Source organism: Streptomyces sp. NPDC033178 (assembly GCF_055577685.1).
In genome coordinates, this window is the sequence record NZ_JBVIPT010000017.1 from 40,128 (window position 1) to 55,461 (window position 15,334).

13 protein-coding genes are annotated in these 15,334 nt (G+C 69.3%); 4 read left to right on the top strand and 9 right to left on the bottom strand.

The window, feature by feature from the left end; all coding sequences use genetic code 11:
* The first annotated feature begins 7 nt into the window (after positions 1–7).
* Positions 8–1,093 carry a PDDEXK nuclease domain-containing protein gene (locus ACZ5VQ_RS35105; protein ID WP_469108480.1) on the top strand — a complete coding sequence of 362 codons (1,086 nt, stop codon included), beginning with the start codon at positions 8–10 and terminating at the stop codon, positions 1,091–1,093.
* Positions 1,094–1,122: 29 nt separating this feature from the next.
* Here the strand turns inward: ACZ5VQ_RS35105 and ACZ5VQ_RS35110 are convergent, their stop codons facing one another.
* Positions 1,123–2,691, bottom strand: a complete 1,569-nt coding sequence (locus tag ACZ5VQ_RS35110; protein WP_469108481.1) for a carboxylesterase/lipase family protein — start codon at positions 2,689–2,691, stop codon at positions 1,123–1,125.
* A 237-nt stretch (positions 2,692–2,928) separates the two neighbouring features.
* On the opposite strand from ACZ5VQ_RS35110, the gene ACZ5VQ_RS35115 reads away from it, so the two are divergent.
* Positions 2,929–6,048, top strand: a complete 3,120-nt coding sequence (locus ACZ5VQ_RS35115; protein ID WP_469108482.1) for an NACHT domain-containing protein — start codon at positions 2,929–2,931, stop codon at positions 6,046–6,048.
* A 144-nt stretch (positions 6,049–6,192) separates the two neighbouring features.
* The gene (locus ACZ5VQ_RS35120) at positions 6,193–6,843 is read left to right on the top strand and encodes an HAD family acid phosphatase (protein WP_469108483.1); all 651 of its coding nucleotides are present in this window, start codon (positions 6,193–6,195) and stop codon (positions 6,841–6,843) included.
* A 98-nt stretch (positions 6,844–6,941) separates the two neighbouring features.
* Here the strand turns inward: ACZ5VQ_RS35120 and ACZ5VQ_RS35125 are convergent, their stop codons facing one another.
* Positions 6,942–9,470 (bottom strand): ATP-dependent Clp protease ATP-binding subunit, encoded by a 2,529-nt coding sequence (locus ACZ5VQ_RS35125; RefSeq protein ID WP_307523552.1) that lies wholly within the window; start codon positions 9,468–9,470, stop codon positions 6,942–6,944.
* Positions 9,471–9,956: 486 nt separating this feature from the next.
* Between ACZ5VQ_RS35125 and ACZ5VQ_RS35130 the strand changes: the two genes are divergently transcribed.
* Complete coding sequence (locus ACZ5VQ_RS35130) at positions 9,957–10,607, top strand: SCO3374 family protein (protein ID WP_469108484.1); 651 nt, start codon at positions 9,957–9,959, stop codon at positions 10,605–10,607.
* A gap of 8 nt (positions 10,608–10,615) precedes the next feature.
* Here ACZ5VQ_RS35130 and ACZ5VQ_RS35135 read toward each other — a convergent pair whose 3' ends face one another.
* The 7 genes from ACZ5VQ_RS35135 to nadC all read right to left on the bottom strand — a co-directional run bounded on the left by ACZ5VQ_RS35135 (position 10,616) and on the right by nadC (position 15,331).
* Positions 10,616–10,951 carry a histone-like nucleoid-structuring protein Lsr2 gene (locus tag ACZ5VQ_RS35135; RefSeq protein ID WP_055618215.1) on the bottom strand — a complete coding sequence of 112 codons (336 nt, stop codon included), beginning with the start codon at positions 10,949–10,951 and terminating at the stop codon, positions 10,616–10,618.
* A 248-nt stretch (positions 10,952–11,199) separates the two neighbouring features.
* A complete protein-coding gene (locus ACZ5VQ_RS35140) occupies positions 11,200–11,739 on the bottom strand; it encodes an amino-acid N-acetyltransferase (RefSeq protein ID WP_469108485.1) in 540 nt (179 codons plus the stop codon).
* A gap of 9 nt (positions 11,740–11,748) precedes the next feature.
* Entirely contained in the window at positions 11,749–12,234 is a 486-nt protein-coding gene (locus ACZ5VQ_RS35145) for a BlaI/MecI/CopY family transcriptional regulator (RefSeq protein WP_469108619.1), read from the bottom strand.
* 180 nt (positions 12,235–12,414) lie between these two features.
* Positions 12,415–12,594: a hypothetical protein gene (locus ACZ5VQ_RS35150; protein WP_469108486.1), complete on the bottom strand. Its 180-nt coding sequence runs from the start codon at positions 12,592–12,594 to the stop codon at positions 12,415–12,417.
* Positions 12,595–12,664: 70 nt separating this feature from the next.
* Positions 12,665–13,285 carry a serine/threonine-protein kinase gene (locus ACZ5VQ_RS35155; RefSeq protein ID WP_469108620.1) on the bottom strand — a complete coding sequence of 207 codons (621 nt, stop codon included), beginning with the start codon at positions 13,283–13,285 and terminating at the stop codon, positions 12,665–12,667.
* Positions 13,286–13,493: 208 nt separating this feature from the next.
* On the bottom strand, positions 13,494–14,291 hold the full coding sequence (locus tag ACZ5VQ_RS35160) for a type III pantothenate kinase (protein WP_143640439.1): 798 nt from the start codon (positions 14,289–14,291) through the stop codon (positions 13,494–13,496).
* Positions 14,292–14,293: 2 nt separating this feature from the next.
* Complete coding sequence (gene nadC / locus ACZ5VQ_RS35165; RefSeq protein ID WP_469108487.1) at positions 14,294–15,331, bottom strand: carboxylating nicotinate-nucleotide diphosphorylase; 1,038 nt, start codon at positions 15,329–15,331, stop codon at positions 14,294–14,296.
* Between the last annotated feature and the right edge of the window lie 3 nt (positions 15,332–15,334).

The following is a 15,334-nucleotide window of genomic DNA, read 5'->3' on the forward strand; positions in this document are numbered from 1 at the left end:
GATCACCATGCGCAAGCCTCACCCCATGCACAAGAACACCGAGGCCGAAGCCACCATCCCCGCCCAGCTCGGCGCCCTGCCCTCCTGGTACGGGGACCTCCTCGGCGAGGTCAAGGAAACCGTCGCGGGCGCCCGCCTCCGCGCGCAGCGAGCCGTCAACACCGAGCTCGTCCAGATGTACTGGCAGATCGGCAAACTCATCCTGGCCCGTCAGCAGCAGGAGGGTTGGGGCACCAAGGTCGTGGGGCGACTCGCCGCGGACCTGAAGGCGGCGTTCCCGAACCAGCGGGGCTTCTCCCGAAGCAACCTGATGTACATGCACAAGATGGCCCGAACCTGGCCTGAGCCAATTGTCCAACAGCCTGTTGGACAATTGCCGTGGGGCCACGTCACGGTTCTCATGGACAAACTCGACACCCGCCCCGACCTGGACTTCTACGCCACAGAAGCCGTCCGCAACGGCTGGTCCCGGGACCTCCTCAGCCGTTTCATCCACCAGGACCTGCACCTCACCCAGGGCTCCGCCGCCACCAACTTCGAGGTGACCGTCCCGGAGGGCTCGGCCGCGCTCAAGGACTTGGCCCGAGACCCGTACCGCCTCGACTTCCTCGGCCTCGACAAGCACCACGCCGAGCACGAGCTCGAAGAGGCGATCGTCGCCAACATGGTCCGCTTCCTCACGGAACTCGGCGTAGGTTTCGCCTTCGTGGGTCGCCAGTACCCCGTGCTCATCGGCGGCGAGGAGTACCGCATCGACCTGCTCTTCTACCACCTCAAGCTGCACCGCTACTTCGTCTTCGAGCTCAAGACCAGGGACGTACGCCCCGAGCACGTCGGCAAGCTCAACTTCTATGTGAGCGTGGTCGACAAGATGGTCCGCGACGAGGAGCGCGACGACGCGACGATCGGCTTCCTCATCGGGACACGGCACAACAAGGCGGCTGTTCAGCTCGCTCTCGACGCCAGCAACAACCCGCTCGCCGTGACGAACTACTCGACGCTGTCCCCCGCCGACCGCGAACTCGTCCCTACGGAGGAGGACTTGAGCCGAGTGGTCCAGGACGCCATCGACACCGTACAGCCCGGAACGTAAGCGCGCGTGCGGGGCGCACGCGTTCGCTATCACCCCAGCAGCGGCAGCGCCCCGAACACATGCTCGCGCCAGAGCCCCCGCGACACCTCCTCCGGGTACGGGGCCACCGAGGGCCTCGCGTCGAAGAGCCGCACCGACCGCTGCTCGACGTCGTACGCGGACCACCCCGGGCCATCCCCCGCCGCGAACCCCGTCCAGGCGGCCCGGACGAACCGCGACAACTCCGCGGCCTCGGCGGGCGGTTCCTCCCCGAGCAGCAGCGCCGGCAGACCCTCGCCGAGGTTGCCGAACACCAGCGGCACATCGAGCCCGTGGCAGGCGCCCAGCATCCCGCCCATGCCCGGCGCCTCCCAGACCAGCTCGTAGACGTGTGCGCTACCGCCGCCCGCGATCTGTGCCTCGGCCAGCTGGAGCGAGGGCATACGGAACAGCCAGTCGGACTGGACGAGTTCGTAGAGCTCCTCGTCGCTCGCGGCGGGGAAGGCGGCACGGTAGGCGTCACCGCTCGCCGCCCCGCCAGCAGCACCGCCCGGCCCGAACGTCCGGAGTGCGACGGCGGCCTGATCCTCCGTCACCTCGCCGGTCAGTCCGCGGAGCAGCATCATCAGCCGGAACTCGTCACGGGTGTGGCCGACGATGAGTTCGACGTCCCGTCCCGCGCCGGAGGCCAGCGCCTCCCAGGGGGCGGCCGGCAGCACCTCGCCGTCGACGACGGGCGCGACCGGGATAAGCGCGTGGGCCGTCGGCCCCCACCGCTCCGCGAACTCCCCGCACTTCGCGCCGACCGCGTCCGCCACCGCGGGCAGCCGTCGCGGCGCCACCGCGCCCAGGACCTCCACCGTCGGCCGCACGCCCAGCTCCGCGGCGAACTCCCGGGCGATGTCGGCGGCCAGCTCGGGGGAGAAGAACGTACCGGGCACGCTCTGTGCGACGGCCCGGCCGAAGAGCCCTGCCGCGCGTGGCATCGCGAGCAGCGCGGCCAGCGAACCCGCGCCCGCCGACTGGCCGACGACCGTGACACGGCCCGGATCGCCGCCGAAGGCGCGGATGTTGTCCCGCACCCACTCCAGCGCGGCCACCTGGTCGAGCAGCCCCCGGTTGGCGGGCGCTCCCTCGATGTGCGCGAACCCCTCGATGCCGACGCGGTAGTTGAGCGTCACCACGACGACGGCGCCCTCCCGCGCCAGCCGGCCGCCGTCGTACTCGGGCAGGCCCGACATCCCGATGACGTACGCGCCGCCGTGCATCCACACGATCACCGGTAGCGCCGCGCCGGGGTCCGGGTCGGGCGTCCACACGTTGAGGGTCAGCCAGTCGCCCTCGTCCACCGCGTCGCCGGACACCAGCGCGTCCATGCCGAACGCGGCGGACTGCGGGGGCGGTGTCCCGTACGCGACCGTCTTCCGTACGCCGTCCCAGCTCCGCACGGGCACCGGTGCCCCGAACCGCAGTGCGCCGACGGGTGGTTCGGCGAACGGGATCCCCTTGAACACCGCCGATCCCGACGCCTCTCCGGCTCCCCGCACCACACCTGCCGTCGTACGGACTTCGGGTTCGTCGGCGCCCATCACGGCTCCCTCTGCAGACAGTTCGGTCATCGCGGATGATCCTGCCGAACCGGACGCCGGTGCCAACGGTTTTCCCGCCCCAAGATCCACAGACAGGGCCGGCCCCGACCACTAGGCTGGTTCGGCCGCGCCCCTCAGGGGCGCGGGGCCGTGACATGTGCGGTTCCGCCGCGGGGCGCGATCAACCACGACGGACCCGCAGCCGAATCGCGAGGCCTCCAGCGGAGCGTCCACGCCAACCACCCACCATGCCCTCGGGGGAGCGCCATGGAACCAGCGACCGTCGGAGTCCGGCTGGCATCCAGCGTGGCCACACCGCTGATCAGGAAGCTCTTCACGCCGGAGGGGCCGGGCGCGGGGCTGGTCGACAGGCCCGTACGCATCTCGTCCCGCGTCTCATTCAAGGGCGAGCAGCGCACGCTCGGCGAGAAGGACGTCACCCGGCTCGCCTCCGAGCTGGTCAGGCGGGCCCTGAAGGACTCCGACGAACGCCCCATCGCCCCCGACGAGGCACAACCCGTCGTCCACGCCCTGGCCGACACCCTCCGCGCCCTCGGCGACATCACCATGACCGACGCCCAGGCGGTGGCTCTCGGCCACTCGGGCCTCGCGCTCCATCTCCGGCATGCCGCCGGAAGCCCCGACCTGGACCTCGATTTCGACGCGACGCTCTTCTACGAGCGGCTGCTCGACACGGCCTGTCTGCACATCCTGCACTTCTTCACCCAGCGCTCGACGTTCGTCGCCCGAACCCTCGTCGAGCAGACCCGGCGCCAGTCCGAACTCATCGCCAAGGTCGACGAGTTGATCGCCCGCACCCCACGCCCCGGCGACGGGGACGGGGCGTTCGAGCGGCGGTATCTCGCGTACGCGGCGACGAAGCACAGCCAACTCACCATCTACGGCATCGACCTGGCCAACACCCCGGACCGCTGGCCCCTGGACGCCGCCTACCTCACCCTTCAGGCCCTGCGCCCCGCCACGAGCGACGAGGACGGCCGGTACATCGCCTCGCCCGGCACCCCGCTCCCCGCCGACAAGGCGCTGGCCGAGCAGGATCTGGTGCTGTTGCGGGGCGTGGCCGGCTCGGGCAAGACGACGCTGGTGCAGTGGCTCGCCGTCACGGCGGCGCGGGGTGAGCGAGGGGACCGCATCCCGTTCGTACTGCCGCTGCGGACGCTCGTACGCCGCCCCGAAGGACTGCCGGCGCCCGCCGGTTTCCTCGCCGCCGTCCGCGTCCCGTTCCACGACGCCGCCCCGGACGCCTGGCCGGACCGGGTACTCACAGCGGGCCGCGGTCTGCTGCTCGTCGACGGCATCGACGAGATCCCGGAGTCCGACCGCGAGCGCACCCGCCGCTGGCTGCGCGACCTGATCGACGCCTACCCCGGCAACCAGTGGCTGGTCACCTCCCGCCCCTCGGCCGTACGCGAGGACTGGCTCGCCGCGGACGGCTTCACCGAGCTGGCGCTCTCACCGATGAGCCGCGAGGACGTCACCGCGTTCGTCGAGCGCTGGCACAGGGCGGCCCGGATCGGCGCCCCGGACACGGAACGCCTCACCGCGTACGAGACATCGCTCCTCGACGCCGTCCGCACGAAGCCCGATCTCGGCCGCCTCGCCACCAACCCCCTGATGTGCGGCCTCATCTGCGCCCTGCACCGCGACCGGCGCGGCTATCTCCCGCACGGACGACAGGAGTTGTACGACGCCGCCCTCTCCATGCTCCTCTCGCGGCGCGACCAGGAGCGGGACATGCTCCCGCACGACGACATCCGGCTCACGGAACTCCCGCAGATCCAGCTGCTCCAGCGCCTGGCCTACTGGCTGATCCGCAACAACCAGGCGGAGATGGACCGCGAGCGCGCCGAGCGGCTCATCGCCGACGCGCTGCCGTCCCTGCCCGCCGCCGCGAGCCAGGGCGACGCGACCGCGATCCACCGCCATCTCCTCGTACGCAGCGGACTGCTGCGCGAACCCACCCTGGGAACCGTGGAGTTCGTGCACCGCACCTTCCAGGACTACCTGGGCGCGAAGGCGGCGGTGGAGGACGGCGACTTCGGGCTGCTCGTCCGCAACGCCGCCGACCACCAGTGGTCCGACGTGATCCGGATGGCCGTCGCCCACGCCCGCCCGCGCGAACGGGCCGATTTCCTCCGCGACCTGCTCGCCGCCGCCTCCGCCGAACGCACCGACCCCGCCGCGAGCACCCGTATCCGCCTCCTCGCCCTGGCCGGCCTGGAACACGCCACGGAGCTCGACCCGAAGGTCCGGGCGGCCGTGGAGGAGCAGGCGGCGATGCTCATTCCGCCGCGCACGGTGGAGGAGGCCAAGGAACTGGCCTCGGTCGGCCCGCTCGTCCTGGAGTTGCTGCCTGGTCCTGAGGGCCTGTCCGACGCGGAGGCGAGGGCTGTTGTCGTCACCGCGTCCCTCATCGGCACGGACGAGTCCGTCCCGGTCCTGGCCCGCTTCCGCGGCCACCCCGCCATGTCGGTCCGCACTCAGCTCACCTGGACCTGGCACCGCTTCGACACCGAGCGGTACGCGGCCGAGGTCATCGCCCACCTGCCCCAGGAAGACCTCTACTTCGCCGTCCACTCGGCGGCCCATCTGCGCGCACTGCACTCACTCGGCGGACGCCCACAGCTCCAGCTCGTCGGGGACATCGAGGCCGCGGCGCTGAGGAACCACCTCCCGCCCGACACGACCCGCCTGCTCGTCGTGCGGAACAACCACTCACTGCACGATCTGGACTGTCTTTCGCCGCTCCACCGGCTCTGGCATCTGGACCTCAGCGACGGTCCGCACGTCGAAGACCTCACGCCCTTGGCCGCGCTGCCGTTGAAATGGCTGTCCCTGGACCAGATGAAGGGTCTTGAAAAGCCGCACGCCCTGGCGCCGCTCTCGACCTCGGCAACCCTGCACGAACTCGACACCGGTGTACCGCTTCAGGCCGATTCCCTCGACGCCGCACTCCCTCGGGGCCTGGCACTGACGTATCTGCGATTCACCAGGAATGCCCTCCGATTCACCGGGCTGCGCGGCTTGCGCCATATGCGCTCGGTGAAGACGCTGAGTCTGGCGAACCTCCTCGAACCGCTCACCCCCGAGGACTACGAAGAGGTCGCCCTCCTCCCCGAACTCCGGGAATTGCGCCTCAACTGGACCGCCGTTCCCTGGACCGCGGGCCCTGTCCTGCCGGGCATTGAGCGACTCCACTTCAACAAATTCACCGGAAACGAAGACCTATCAGCGGTACCGGCTCTGTTTCCCGGGTTGAGGTCGGTGACATTCGCACTCGACCCGGACACGACCGAGGTACCCGCAGAGGTCCTCGAACTCTTCCCCGGCACGCACGCCGTCATGAAGACGCACACGGTTCTCTAGGTCCGAGGTCTGTCCCAACCCCACCCAGGCACCCTACAGTTACCGACCAGTAATCCCTTCGCTTCCCTGTGGCCTCACACGCACATGAGCATGCACCACGACCCACGTCCGCAGCGCTCCGACGCGAGAGGAACCCCCCATCCCATGTCAGGAAGAAGCTGGCAGCGCCTCATAGGCGTGACCGCCGCCGCCACCGCTGTCACCGCGGCCCTGGCGATCCCTGCCACCGCCGCGACCCCGGCCGCCGCCCCCGCCGCGGCCACCACCGTCGCGACCGCCGCCTCTGCCGCCGCCGCGGAGGACGTGGACTACGACACCTGGCAGAAGGACTGCCGGGCCGTCATGGCCGACGCGCTGCCCCACCTGAAGGAACGTATCGCCGACGCGTCATCCGGCGAGAAGCAGGCCATCGTCTTCGACATCGACAACACCACGCTGGAGACCGACTTCGGCTTCAGCTACCCGTCGCCGGCCAACGCGCCCGTCCTGGAGGCCGCCAAGTACGCCCAGGACCGCGGCGTCGCCCTGTTCTTCGTCACGGCCCGCCCGGACATCATCAAGTCGGTGACGGAGTACAACCTCAAGCACGTCGGCTACCAGGTCTCGGGCCTGTACGTACGCAACTTCATCGACCTGTTCAGGGACGTCGCCGAGTACAAGACGGCCCAGCGCACGGCCATCGAGGCCAAGGGCTACACGATCATCGCGAACATCGGCAACAGCACCACCGACCTGTCGGGCGGGCACGCCGAGCAGACGTACAAGCTGCCGGACTACGACGGCCAGCTGTCGTAACCACGGCCGGGCGCGACGACACCGCCGGGCACGACGAAGGGGCCGGTGCCTTGTCGGCACCGGCCCCTTCGGCCGTTCTCAGGCGGAACCCCGGGGGGTCACGCCTCCTTGCTCAGGTTGGGACCGGCGCCGCCGGCCGCCTGCTCGATCGGCGGGACGTCCGGCAGCGCGGACTTCTCCTCGCCGCGGAAGGTGAAGGTCTTGGCCTCGCCCTCGCCCTCCGTGTCGACGACCACGATGTGGCCGGGACGCAGCTCGCCGAAGAGGATCTTCTCCGACAGGGAGTCCTCGACCTCGCGCTGGATCGTGCGCCGCAGCGGACGCGCGCCGAGCACCGGGTCGTAACCCTTCTTGGCCAGCAGCTCCTTCGCGGACTGGGAGAGCTCGATGCCCATGTCCCGGTCCTTGAGACGCTCGTCGACCTTGCCGATCATCAGGTCGACGATCGTGAGGATGTCCTCCTGCGTCAGCTGCGGGAAGACGACCACGTCGTCGACGCGGTTGAGGAACTCGGGCCGGAAGTGCTGCTTCAGCTCGTCCGAGACCTTGTTCTTCATGCGCTCGTAGTTGGTCTTCTTGTCGCCCGAGGCCGCGAAGCCCAGGTTGAAGCCCTTGGAGATGTCCCGGGTGCCGAGGTTGGTCGTCATGATGATGACCGTGTTCTTGAAGTCCACGACCCGGCCCTGGGAGTCGGTCAGGCGACCGTCCTCCAGGATCTGCAGCAGCGAGTTGAAGATGTCCGGGTGCGCCTTCTCGACCTCGTCGAAGAGGACGACGGAGAACGGCTTGCGGCGGACCTTCTCGGTCAGCTGGCCGCCCTCTTCGTAGCCCACGTAACCGGGGGGCGAACCGAAGAGACGCGAGACCGTGTGCTTCTCGCTGAACTCCGACATGTCGAGGGAGATCAGCGCGTCCTCGTCACCGAAGAGGAACTCGGCGAGCGCCTTGGACAGCTCGGTCTTACCGACACCGGACGGACCGGCGAAGATGAACGAACCACCGGGACGCTTCGGGTCCTTCAGACCGGCGCGCGTACGACGGATCGCCTTGGAGAGCGCCTTGACGGCGTCCACCTGGCCGATGACCCGCTTGTGGAGCTCGTCCTCCATGCGCAGCAGGCGCGAGGACTCCTCCTCGGTCAGCTTGAAGACCGGGATGCCGGTGGCGGTCGCGAGGACCTCGGCGATCAGCTCGCCGTCGACCTCGGCGACGACGTCCATGTCGCCGGCCTTCCACTCCTTCTCCCGCTTGGCCTTCGCGGCGAGGAGCTGCTTCTCCTTGTCGCGCAGGGAGGCGGCCTTCTCGAAGTCCTGCGAGTCGATCGCGGACTCCTTGTCGCGACGGACTCCGGCGATCTTCTCGTCGAACTCGCGGAGGTCCGGCGGCGCGGTCATCCGGCGGATGCGCATCCGGGAACCGGCCTCGTCGATCAGGTCGATCGCCTTGTCCGGCAGGAAGCGGTCCGAGATGTACCGGTCGGCGAGCGTCGCCGCCTGCACCAGGGCCTCGTCCGTGATGGACACGCGGTGGTGCGCCTCGTAGCGGTCGCGCAGACCCTTGAGGATCTCGATGGTGTGCGGCAGCGACGGCTCCGCGACCTGGATGGGCTGGAAGCGGCGCTCCAGCGCGGCGTCCTTCTCCAGGTGCTTGCGGTACTCGTCGAGTGTCGTCGCACCGATCGTCTGCAGCTCGCCACGGGCCAGCATCGGCTTCAGGATGCTCGCGGCGTCGATGGCGCCCTCGGCGGCACCCGCACCGACCAGGGTGTGCAGCTCGTCGATGAACAGGATGATGTCGCCGCGGGTGCGGATCTCCTTGAGGACCTTCTTCAGGCGCTCCTCGAAGTCACCGCGGTAGCGGGAGCCGGCGACCAGGGCGCCGAGGTCCAGGGTGTAGAGGTGCTTGTCCTTGAGGGTCTCGGGCACCTCGCCCTTGACGATGGCCTGGGCGAGACCTTCGACGACGGCGGTCTTGCCGACACCGGGCTCACCGATCAGGACCGGGTTGTTCTTCGTACGCCGGGACAGCACCTGCATGACCCGCTCGATCTCCTTCTCGCGCCCGATGACCGGGTCGAGCTTGGACTCACGAGCGGCCTGGGTGAGGTTCCGGCCGAACTGGTCGAGGACCAGGGACGTCGAGGGCGTGCCCTCGGCAGGACCGCCACTGGCGCCGGCGGTCTCCTTGCCCTGGTAACCGGAGAGCAGCTGGATGACCTGCTGCCGCACCCGGTTGAGATCTGCGCCCAGCTTGACGAGGACCTGGGCGGCGACACCCTCGCCCTCGCGGATCAGGCCGAGCAGGATGTGCTCCGTGCCGATGTAGTTGTGGCCCAGCTGAAGGGCCTCGCGGAGCGACAGCTCCAGGACCTTCTTGGCACGGGGGGTGAAGGGAATGTGCCCGGACGGGGCCTGCTGGCCCTGCCCGATGATCTCCTCCACCTGCTGGCGGACCGCCTCGAGCGAAATCCCGAGGCTCTCCAGGGCCTTAGCGGCGACACCCTCACCCTCGTGGATCAGGCCCAGGAGGATGTGCTCGGTGCCGATGTAGTTGTGGTTGAGCATCCGGGCTTCTTCCTGAGCCAGGACGACAACCCGCCGCGCGCGGTCGGTGAACCTCTCGAACATCGTTAATCGCTCCTCAGAGCGGTCAGGCAGTAAGGGGACGCTCCCCTCCCTGTCCTTCCGCAGCTTAGTCCCGCAAGCGGGGACCGCTCATTCCAACTGCCGACACCGTCCTTGGCCTCCTGACCCCGAACGCCGACATCTGCTCCAACCTGATGGTGCGAGACGATGTTCCCGCAGGCCAGGCAGATACCCCCACCATCTGTACGCCGATGGCGAACGTGAGATGCCCGAACCTTGCGTGTCGCCCCTCCCACTAGGGATGTCTTACCCGTACGCACTGACACTCCATGCCGAACGCACCGGTTCCCTCCGCTATGGGCGAACATCCTTGCGCCGCGGACCGCTTCGGAGCGCCCACTTTTCGGACACGCTGCGCACATACGAAGCCACCCAGCGTAACTTGGACGCGGCTGTGACGGTTGGCCTTGCATGGTCCCCACGGTCCCTTCTCCCCGCCGGTCCCTCGACCCGAGCCACCCGAGCCGCATGAGTGACTCGGGCCACCCGAGCCGCACGAGTCGCGCGGTCCGGCATTGGTACGAGAACGAACTGGGCTGGCCGACCGTGCCCGGCACTCCCGTGGACCTGCCGACGGGGCTGCGTTTCGACGTACTGGACGCACCGGTGGAGGCGGGGTACGCGGCGCTGCGGCATCTGGGGCCGGGCTCTCCGGTGGCCGTGCGGACGGACCGGATGCGGATTCTGGTGGCGGCGGGCAGCGCGGACGAGCTGCCGGGGCTGCTCGACTGGCTGGAGTGGGGGGCTCTCGCGCTGGATCTCAGGGCGATCGGCGAGGGCGGGCGCATCGAGGCACCGCTGCCGCCCGGCACACCGACGTCCGGCACTCCGCGACTTGCGGGGACCCCCGTACACATCCCTGCGCATACGTCGCGCACACCGCACACATCTGTGGAAACCGCTGTGGATACCACCGCGGACAGCTCGCAGGGGGCCGCCGTCTGGCTGCGACCCCCTGAGCCTGGCTGCGAGGTGGAGCCGTCGCTGCCGACGCTGTCGGCGCTCGGTGGGGGCGTTGGGGGCGCCCCCGATCTCGTACGACTCGTGGACACGATGGCGACAGAATGCCATCGCATCCGGCTGCGCCGTTCCTGTGCTCAGCCTTTGGCCATGTCGTAGGCCTCCGCTCAGCCGTTGGCCTTCTCGTAAGCCTCACGAATGGACGCAGGAACGCGACCGCGGTCATTGACCTCGTAGCCGTTCTCCTTCGCCCACGCGCGGATCTGAGCGGTGTCCTGGCTGCCACCGGAAGCGGCGCGCGCCTTTCCACGGCTCCCCGAGGCGCGGCCTCCGGTACGACGACCGCCCTTGACGTACGGCTCGAGAAGTCCACGGAGCTTGTCCGCATTGGCAGTCGTGAGATCGATCTCGTACGTCTTGCCGTCCAACGCGAACGTCACGGTCTCGTCCGCCTCGCCACCGTCGAGGTCGTCGACAAGAAGGACCTGAACCTTCTGTGCCACCGGATTTCCTTTCATCGATATCTTCAGGGACGGGGGTCCGCGGCGGCCGCCGCTGTTTCACGTCCCTGTTATATGCACTACTGCAGTACGTCGGAAAGCAAACCGCTTTTGCTGGAAAAACACAAACCCCTGGCAGAGACCGACGGACCCGGGAAGACCGGAAACGTGCGCGTTTCGGACATAGGGCCCGCGGGCAAGGGCCGTCGGGCTAGTGGCAGGGGTATGCCACGGGTATTACGGGGTGGCGATCACAGATGCAGAAGCATCCGGCTGTTGCCCAAGGTGTTCGGTTTCACTCGTTCGAGACCGAGGAACTCGGCCACGCCCTCGTCATAGGAACGCAACAGCTCGGCGTAGACATCGGTGTCCACAGGTGTCTCACCGATCTCCACGAAGCCGTGCTTCGCGAAGAAGTCGACTTCGAAGGTCAGGCAGAATACGCGGCGAACACCGAGCCAGCGGGCGGTGTCCAGCAACTTCCCCAGCAACTGATGTCCGACGCCGGCGCCCTTCATCGAGCCGTCCACGGCGAGAGTGCGGACTTCCGCGAGGTCTTCCCACATGACGTGCAGAGCGCCGCAGCCCACGACCTCCGTAGTTGAACCGGTGTCGCGTTCCGCGACCCAGAACTCCTGGATGTCCTCGTAAAGCGTCACCGTCGCTTTGTCGAGCAGGATGCCGCCGCGGACGTAGGCGTCGAGGAGGCGGCGAACCGCCGGGACATCGCTGGTCCTGGCCCGGCGGACGGTGAGGGCTTTAGTGGCGGCTTCGGGCTGCTCTACTGGCATGAGCGGACGTTATCGCCCGGTCTCGCCCCCAGCGGCGGCGGGGTTCTCGCCGACGGGGTTCTCCACAGCCGGGTTCTCCACAGACTGCTTCTCGACTGCCGGGTTCTCGGTTGCCGGGTTCTCGGTTGCCGGGTTCTCCGCCGTCGGGTTCTGTGGCGCGGGGGTTTCCTCCGGCCCTTGGACCATACGCACGGCATCGCGGAGTGCTTCGCGCTGTTCCGGGGACATCATGCCGAAGAAGGCGACGAGAGCGGCGGCCGGGTTGTCGCTCTGGGTCCAGGCTTCGTTCATCAGTGCCGCCGCGTAGGCGGCCCGGGTGGAGACCGCCTCATATCGATAGGCCCGGCCTTCGGCTTCGCGGCGTACCCAGCCCTTCTGATGGAGATTGTCCAAAACGGTCATCACCGTCGTGTACGCGATGGACCGTTCCTGCTGAAGGTCTTCCAGGACTTCCCGAACGGTCACCGGGCGGTTCCACTTCCACACCCGCGTCATGACCGCGTCTTCGAGTTCTCCCAATGGGCGAGGCACAGCTCAGAACAATAGGGGGAGATGTCGCCAATCACGTGGTGGACGTGGCTTTGGATGACAAACAGCAACAAAAAGGGCGTACGACTCGAAAAGCTGATGAGTCGTACGCCACGGGGTGGACGTCGTTCGGCTCCCGGGTGAAGCTCAGGCGCCGGTGTCGCGTGAGGCCTGACGGGCGCCCTCGGCGCGGGCGAGGGCCGCGTCGACGACCGCGTCCTCCTTGGCCTTGTTGGCGCCGCCCTGGGTCTTCACGATCGTCACGATCAGACCGGTGAAGAACACGGCCATCACTACCGGGGGCACGAGCGCGGAGACGTAGTCCATGCCGTCCAGAGTAGCCAGGGGCCGCGGGGCGGGTGCGGGGTGGGGGTCGAGTGCATCGCCGTCGGCGCGACTAGACCGCGGCGAGCTGCTGCGGTGCTTTCGCGGGTGGGGCGGCCGGTTTGCGCCTCGGGGGGAAGACCTCGCCGGGGGTCGGGATGGGGCGGTCGCGGCGCGGGGACTGCGGCTTGGGCTGGGGGGAGGCCGGCTTCTCGGCGGGCTTTTCCGCGGGCTTCCTGCCGGGTTCCTCCGTGGCGGCGGCGAGGCCGCCCGGGAGGGCCGTCAGACGGGTCCGCGCACGACTGCGGGAGGCCGGGACCGTACGGAGGGCGAGACGCATGCGTACGTCCTGCTCCGCGAGGTCGTGGCAGCGGTCGAGGAGAGCGGCCGCGACGGGGTTGCCGCGCAGGGCGCGCAGCCCGGCGAGGTCGTCGGGGCCCGGGCGGTAGCCGACCACGAGGGCCTCCTCAAGGAGCGTCAGGTAGCCGGCCGCCGTGCCGGGGAGCGCGGCGCGGTAGCGGGCGAGGTCGGCCAGCAGGAAGGCGCGCAGCCGGGCGCCCTCGCGGGCCGCCTCGTCGACTGCCTCCGCCAGGCGGAGGCAGTCCTGGACGTCCTCGGCCGAAGCGGGGCGGGGGTGCAGGGCGAGAGCGAGCGCACGTCGGAGCACACGCAGCTCCTCCGCACCGAACGCCATGCCGCCGCGGGATCCATAGGGCGTGGGCATGCTCGCGACGATACGCGCTAATCAGACAAAATCCGTAGATCGGGTGCCGTGTGGCGTGGCTTCGCCATGCTGACGGGGGTGCCACCGGGGGTGTGTGGATGCGTGCGGGCGCGTGGGGCCGGTCGCGCCCACGCGGCCGAGCCGCGGATCGGCCGCAGTCCCGCGCCCCTTTGGGCGCCTATGTGCGGGACACGTTTCTTTCGTAGACCAGGCGGAGGCCGATCAGGGTCAGCCAGGGTTCGTGTTCGTCGATCACCGAGGCCTCGCCCAGGACCATCGGGGCCAGGCCTCCCGTCGCGATCACCGTGACGTCGTCGGGGTCCTCGGAGAGTTCGCGGGCCATGCGGTTGACGACGCCGTCGACCTGGCCCGCGAAGCCGTAGATGATGCCCGACTGCATGGCCTCGACGGTGTTCTTGCCGATGACCGTGCGGGGGCGGGCGATCTCGATCTTGCGGAGCTGGGCGCCGCGGACGCCGAGTGCCTCGACGGAGATCTCGATGCCGGGGGCGATGACGCCGCCGGCATACTCCCCGCGCGCGGAGACCGCGTCGAACGTCGTCGCCGTGCCGAAGTCGACGACGATGGCCGGTCCGCCGTAGAGCTCGACGGCCGCGACCGCGTTGATGATGCGGTCGGCGCCGACCTCCTTGGGGTTGTCCATCAGGATCGGGACGCCGGTCTTGATGCCCGGTTCGACGAGGACGGCGGGTACGTCGCCGTAGTAGCGACGGGTCACCTCGCGCAGCTCGTGCAGGACCGAGGGGACGGTCGAGCAGATGGCGATGCCGTCGATGCCGTCACCCAGCTCGTCACCGAGGAGCGGGTGCATGCCCATCAGGCCCTGGAGGAGAACGGCCAGCTCGTCCGCGGTGCGGCGCGCGTCCGTGGAGATGCGCCAGTGCTCGACGATGTCCTCGCCGTCGAAGAGGCCGAGGACGGTGTGCGTGTTGCCTACGTCGATCGTGAGCAGCATGCCTACTCAGCCTCGCTCGTCGTCGACGCGTCAAAGGCCTCGGACGTGTCGGCGGCCTCGCGCAGGTCGAGGCCGATGTCGAGGATGGGCGAGGAGTGCGTGAGGGCGCCCACCGCGAGGAAGTCGACGCCCGTCTTCGCGTACGTCGGGGCGGTGTCCAGGGTGAGGCGGCCCGAGGCCTCCAGGAGTGCGCGGCCGTCCACGATGGCCACGGCCTCCTCGCACTCGCCGGGCGTGAAGTTGTCGAGGAGGATCAGGTCGGCGCCCGCGTCCACGACCTCGCGGAGCTGGTGCAGGGTGTCGACCTCGACCTCGATCGGCACGTCCGGGAAGGTCTCCCGTACGGCCTTGAAGGCCTGGGTGACGCCGCCCGCGGCGACCACGTGGTTGTCCTTGACGAGGGCCGCGTCCGAGAGGGACATGCGGTGGTTGACGCCGCCGCCCATGCGGACCGCGAACTTCTCCAGGGAGCGCAGTCCCGGCGTCGTCTTGCGGGTGTCGCGCACGCGCGTGCCGGTGCCCTCCAGAACGTCGGCCCACGCGCGCGTGGCCGTCGCGATGCCGGACAGACGGCACAGGAGGTTCAGGGCGCTGCGCTCGGCCGTCAGCAGGTCGCGGGTGCGGGTCGTGACGCTCAGGAGCTTCTGGCCGGCCTCGACGCGGTCGCCGTCGTCGACGTGCCGCTCGACCTCGAACTCGTCCGTGCAGACCACGGAGACGACGGCCTCGGCGACCCTGAGGCCCGCGACGACACCGGCCTCGCGGGCGGTGAAGTCGGCGGTGGAGACGGCCTCTTCGGGGATGGTCGCGACGGTGGTCACGTCCACGCCGTGGTCGAGGTCCTCCTCGATGGCCAGATGGGCGATGTCCTCGATCTCCACGGGGTCGAGTCCGGCGTCGGCGAGGAGCTGCGCGAGGGCGGGGTCGAGCCCGCACTCGGCGTACTCCAGGGGATCGACGTCGTACTCCCCTGCGGCGCCGCAGCCGCAGCCGTCGCCGCAGCCACCGCCGGTGAGGAGGGGAAGGTCGGGGGTGCTCACTTC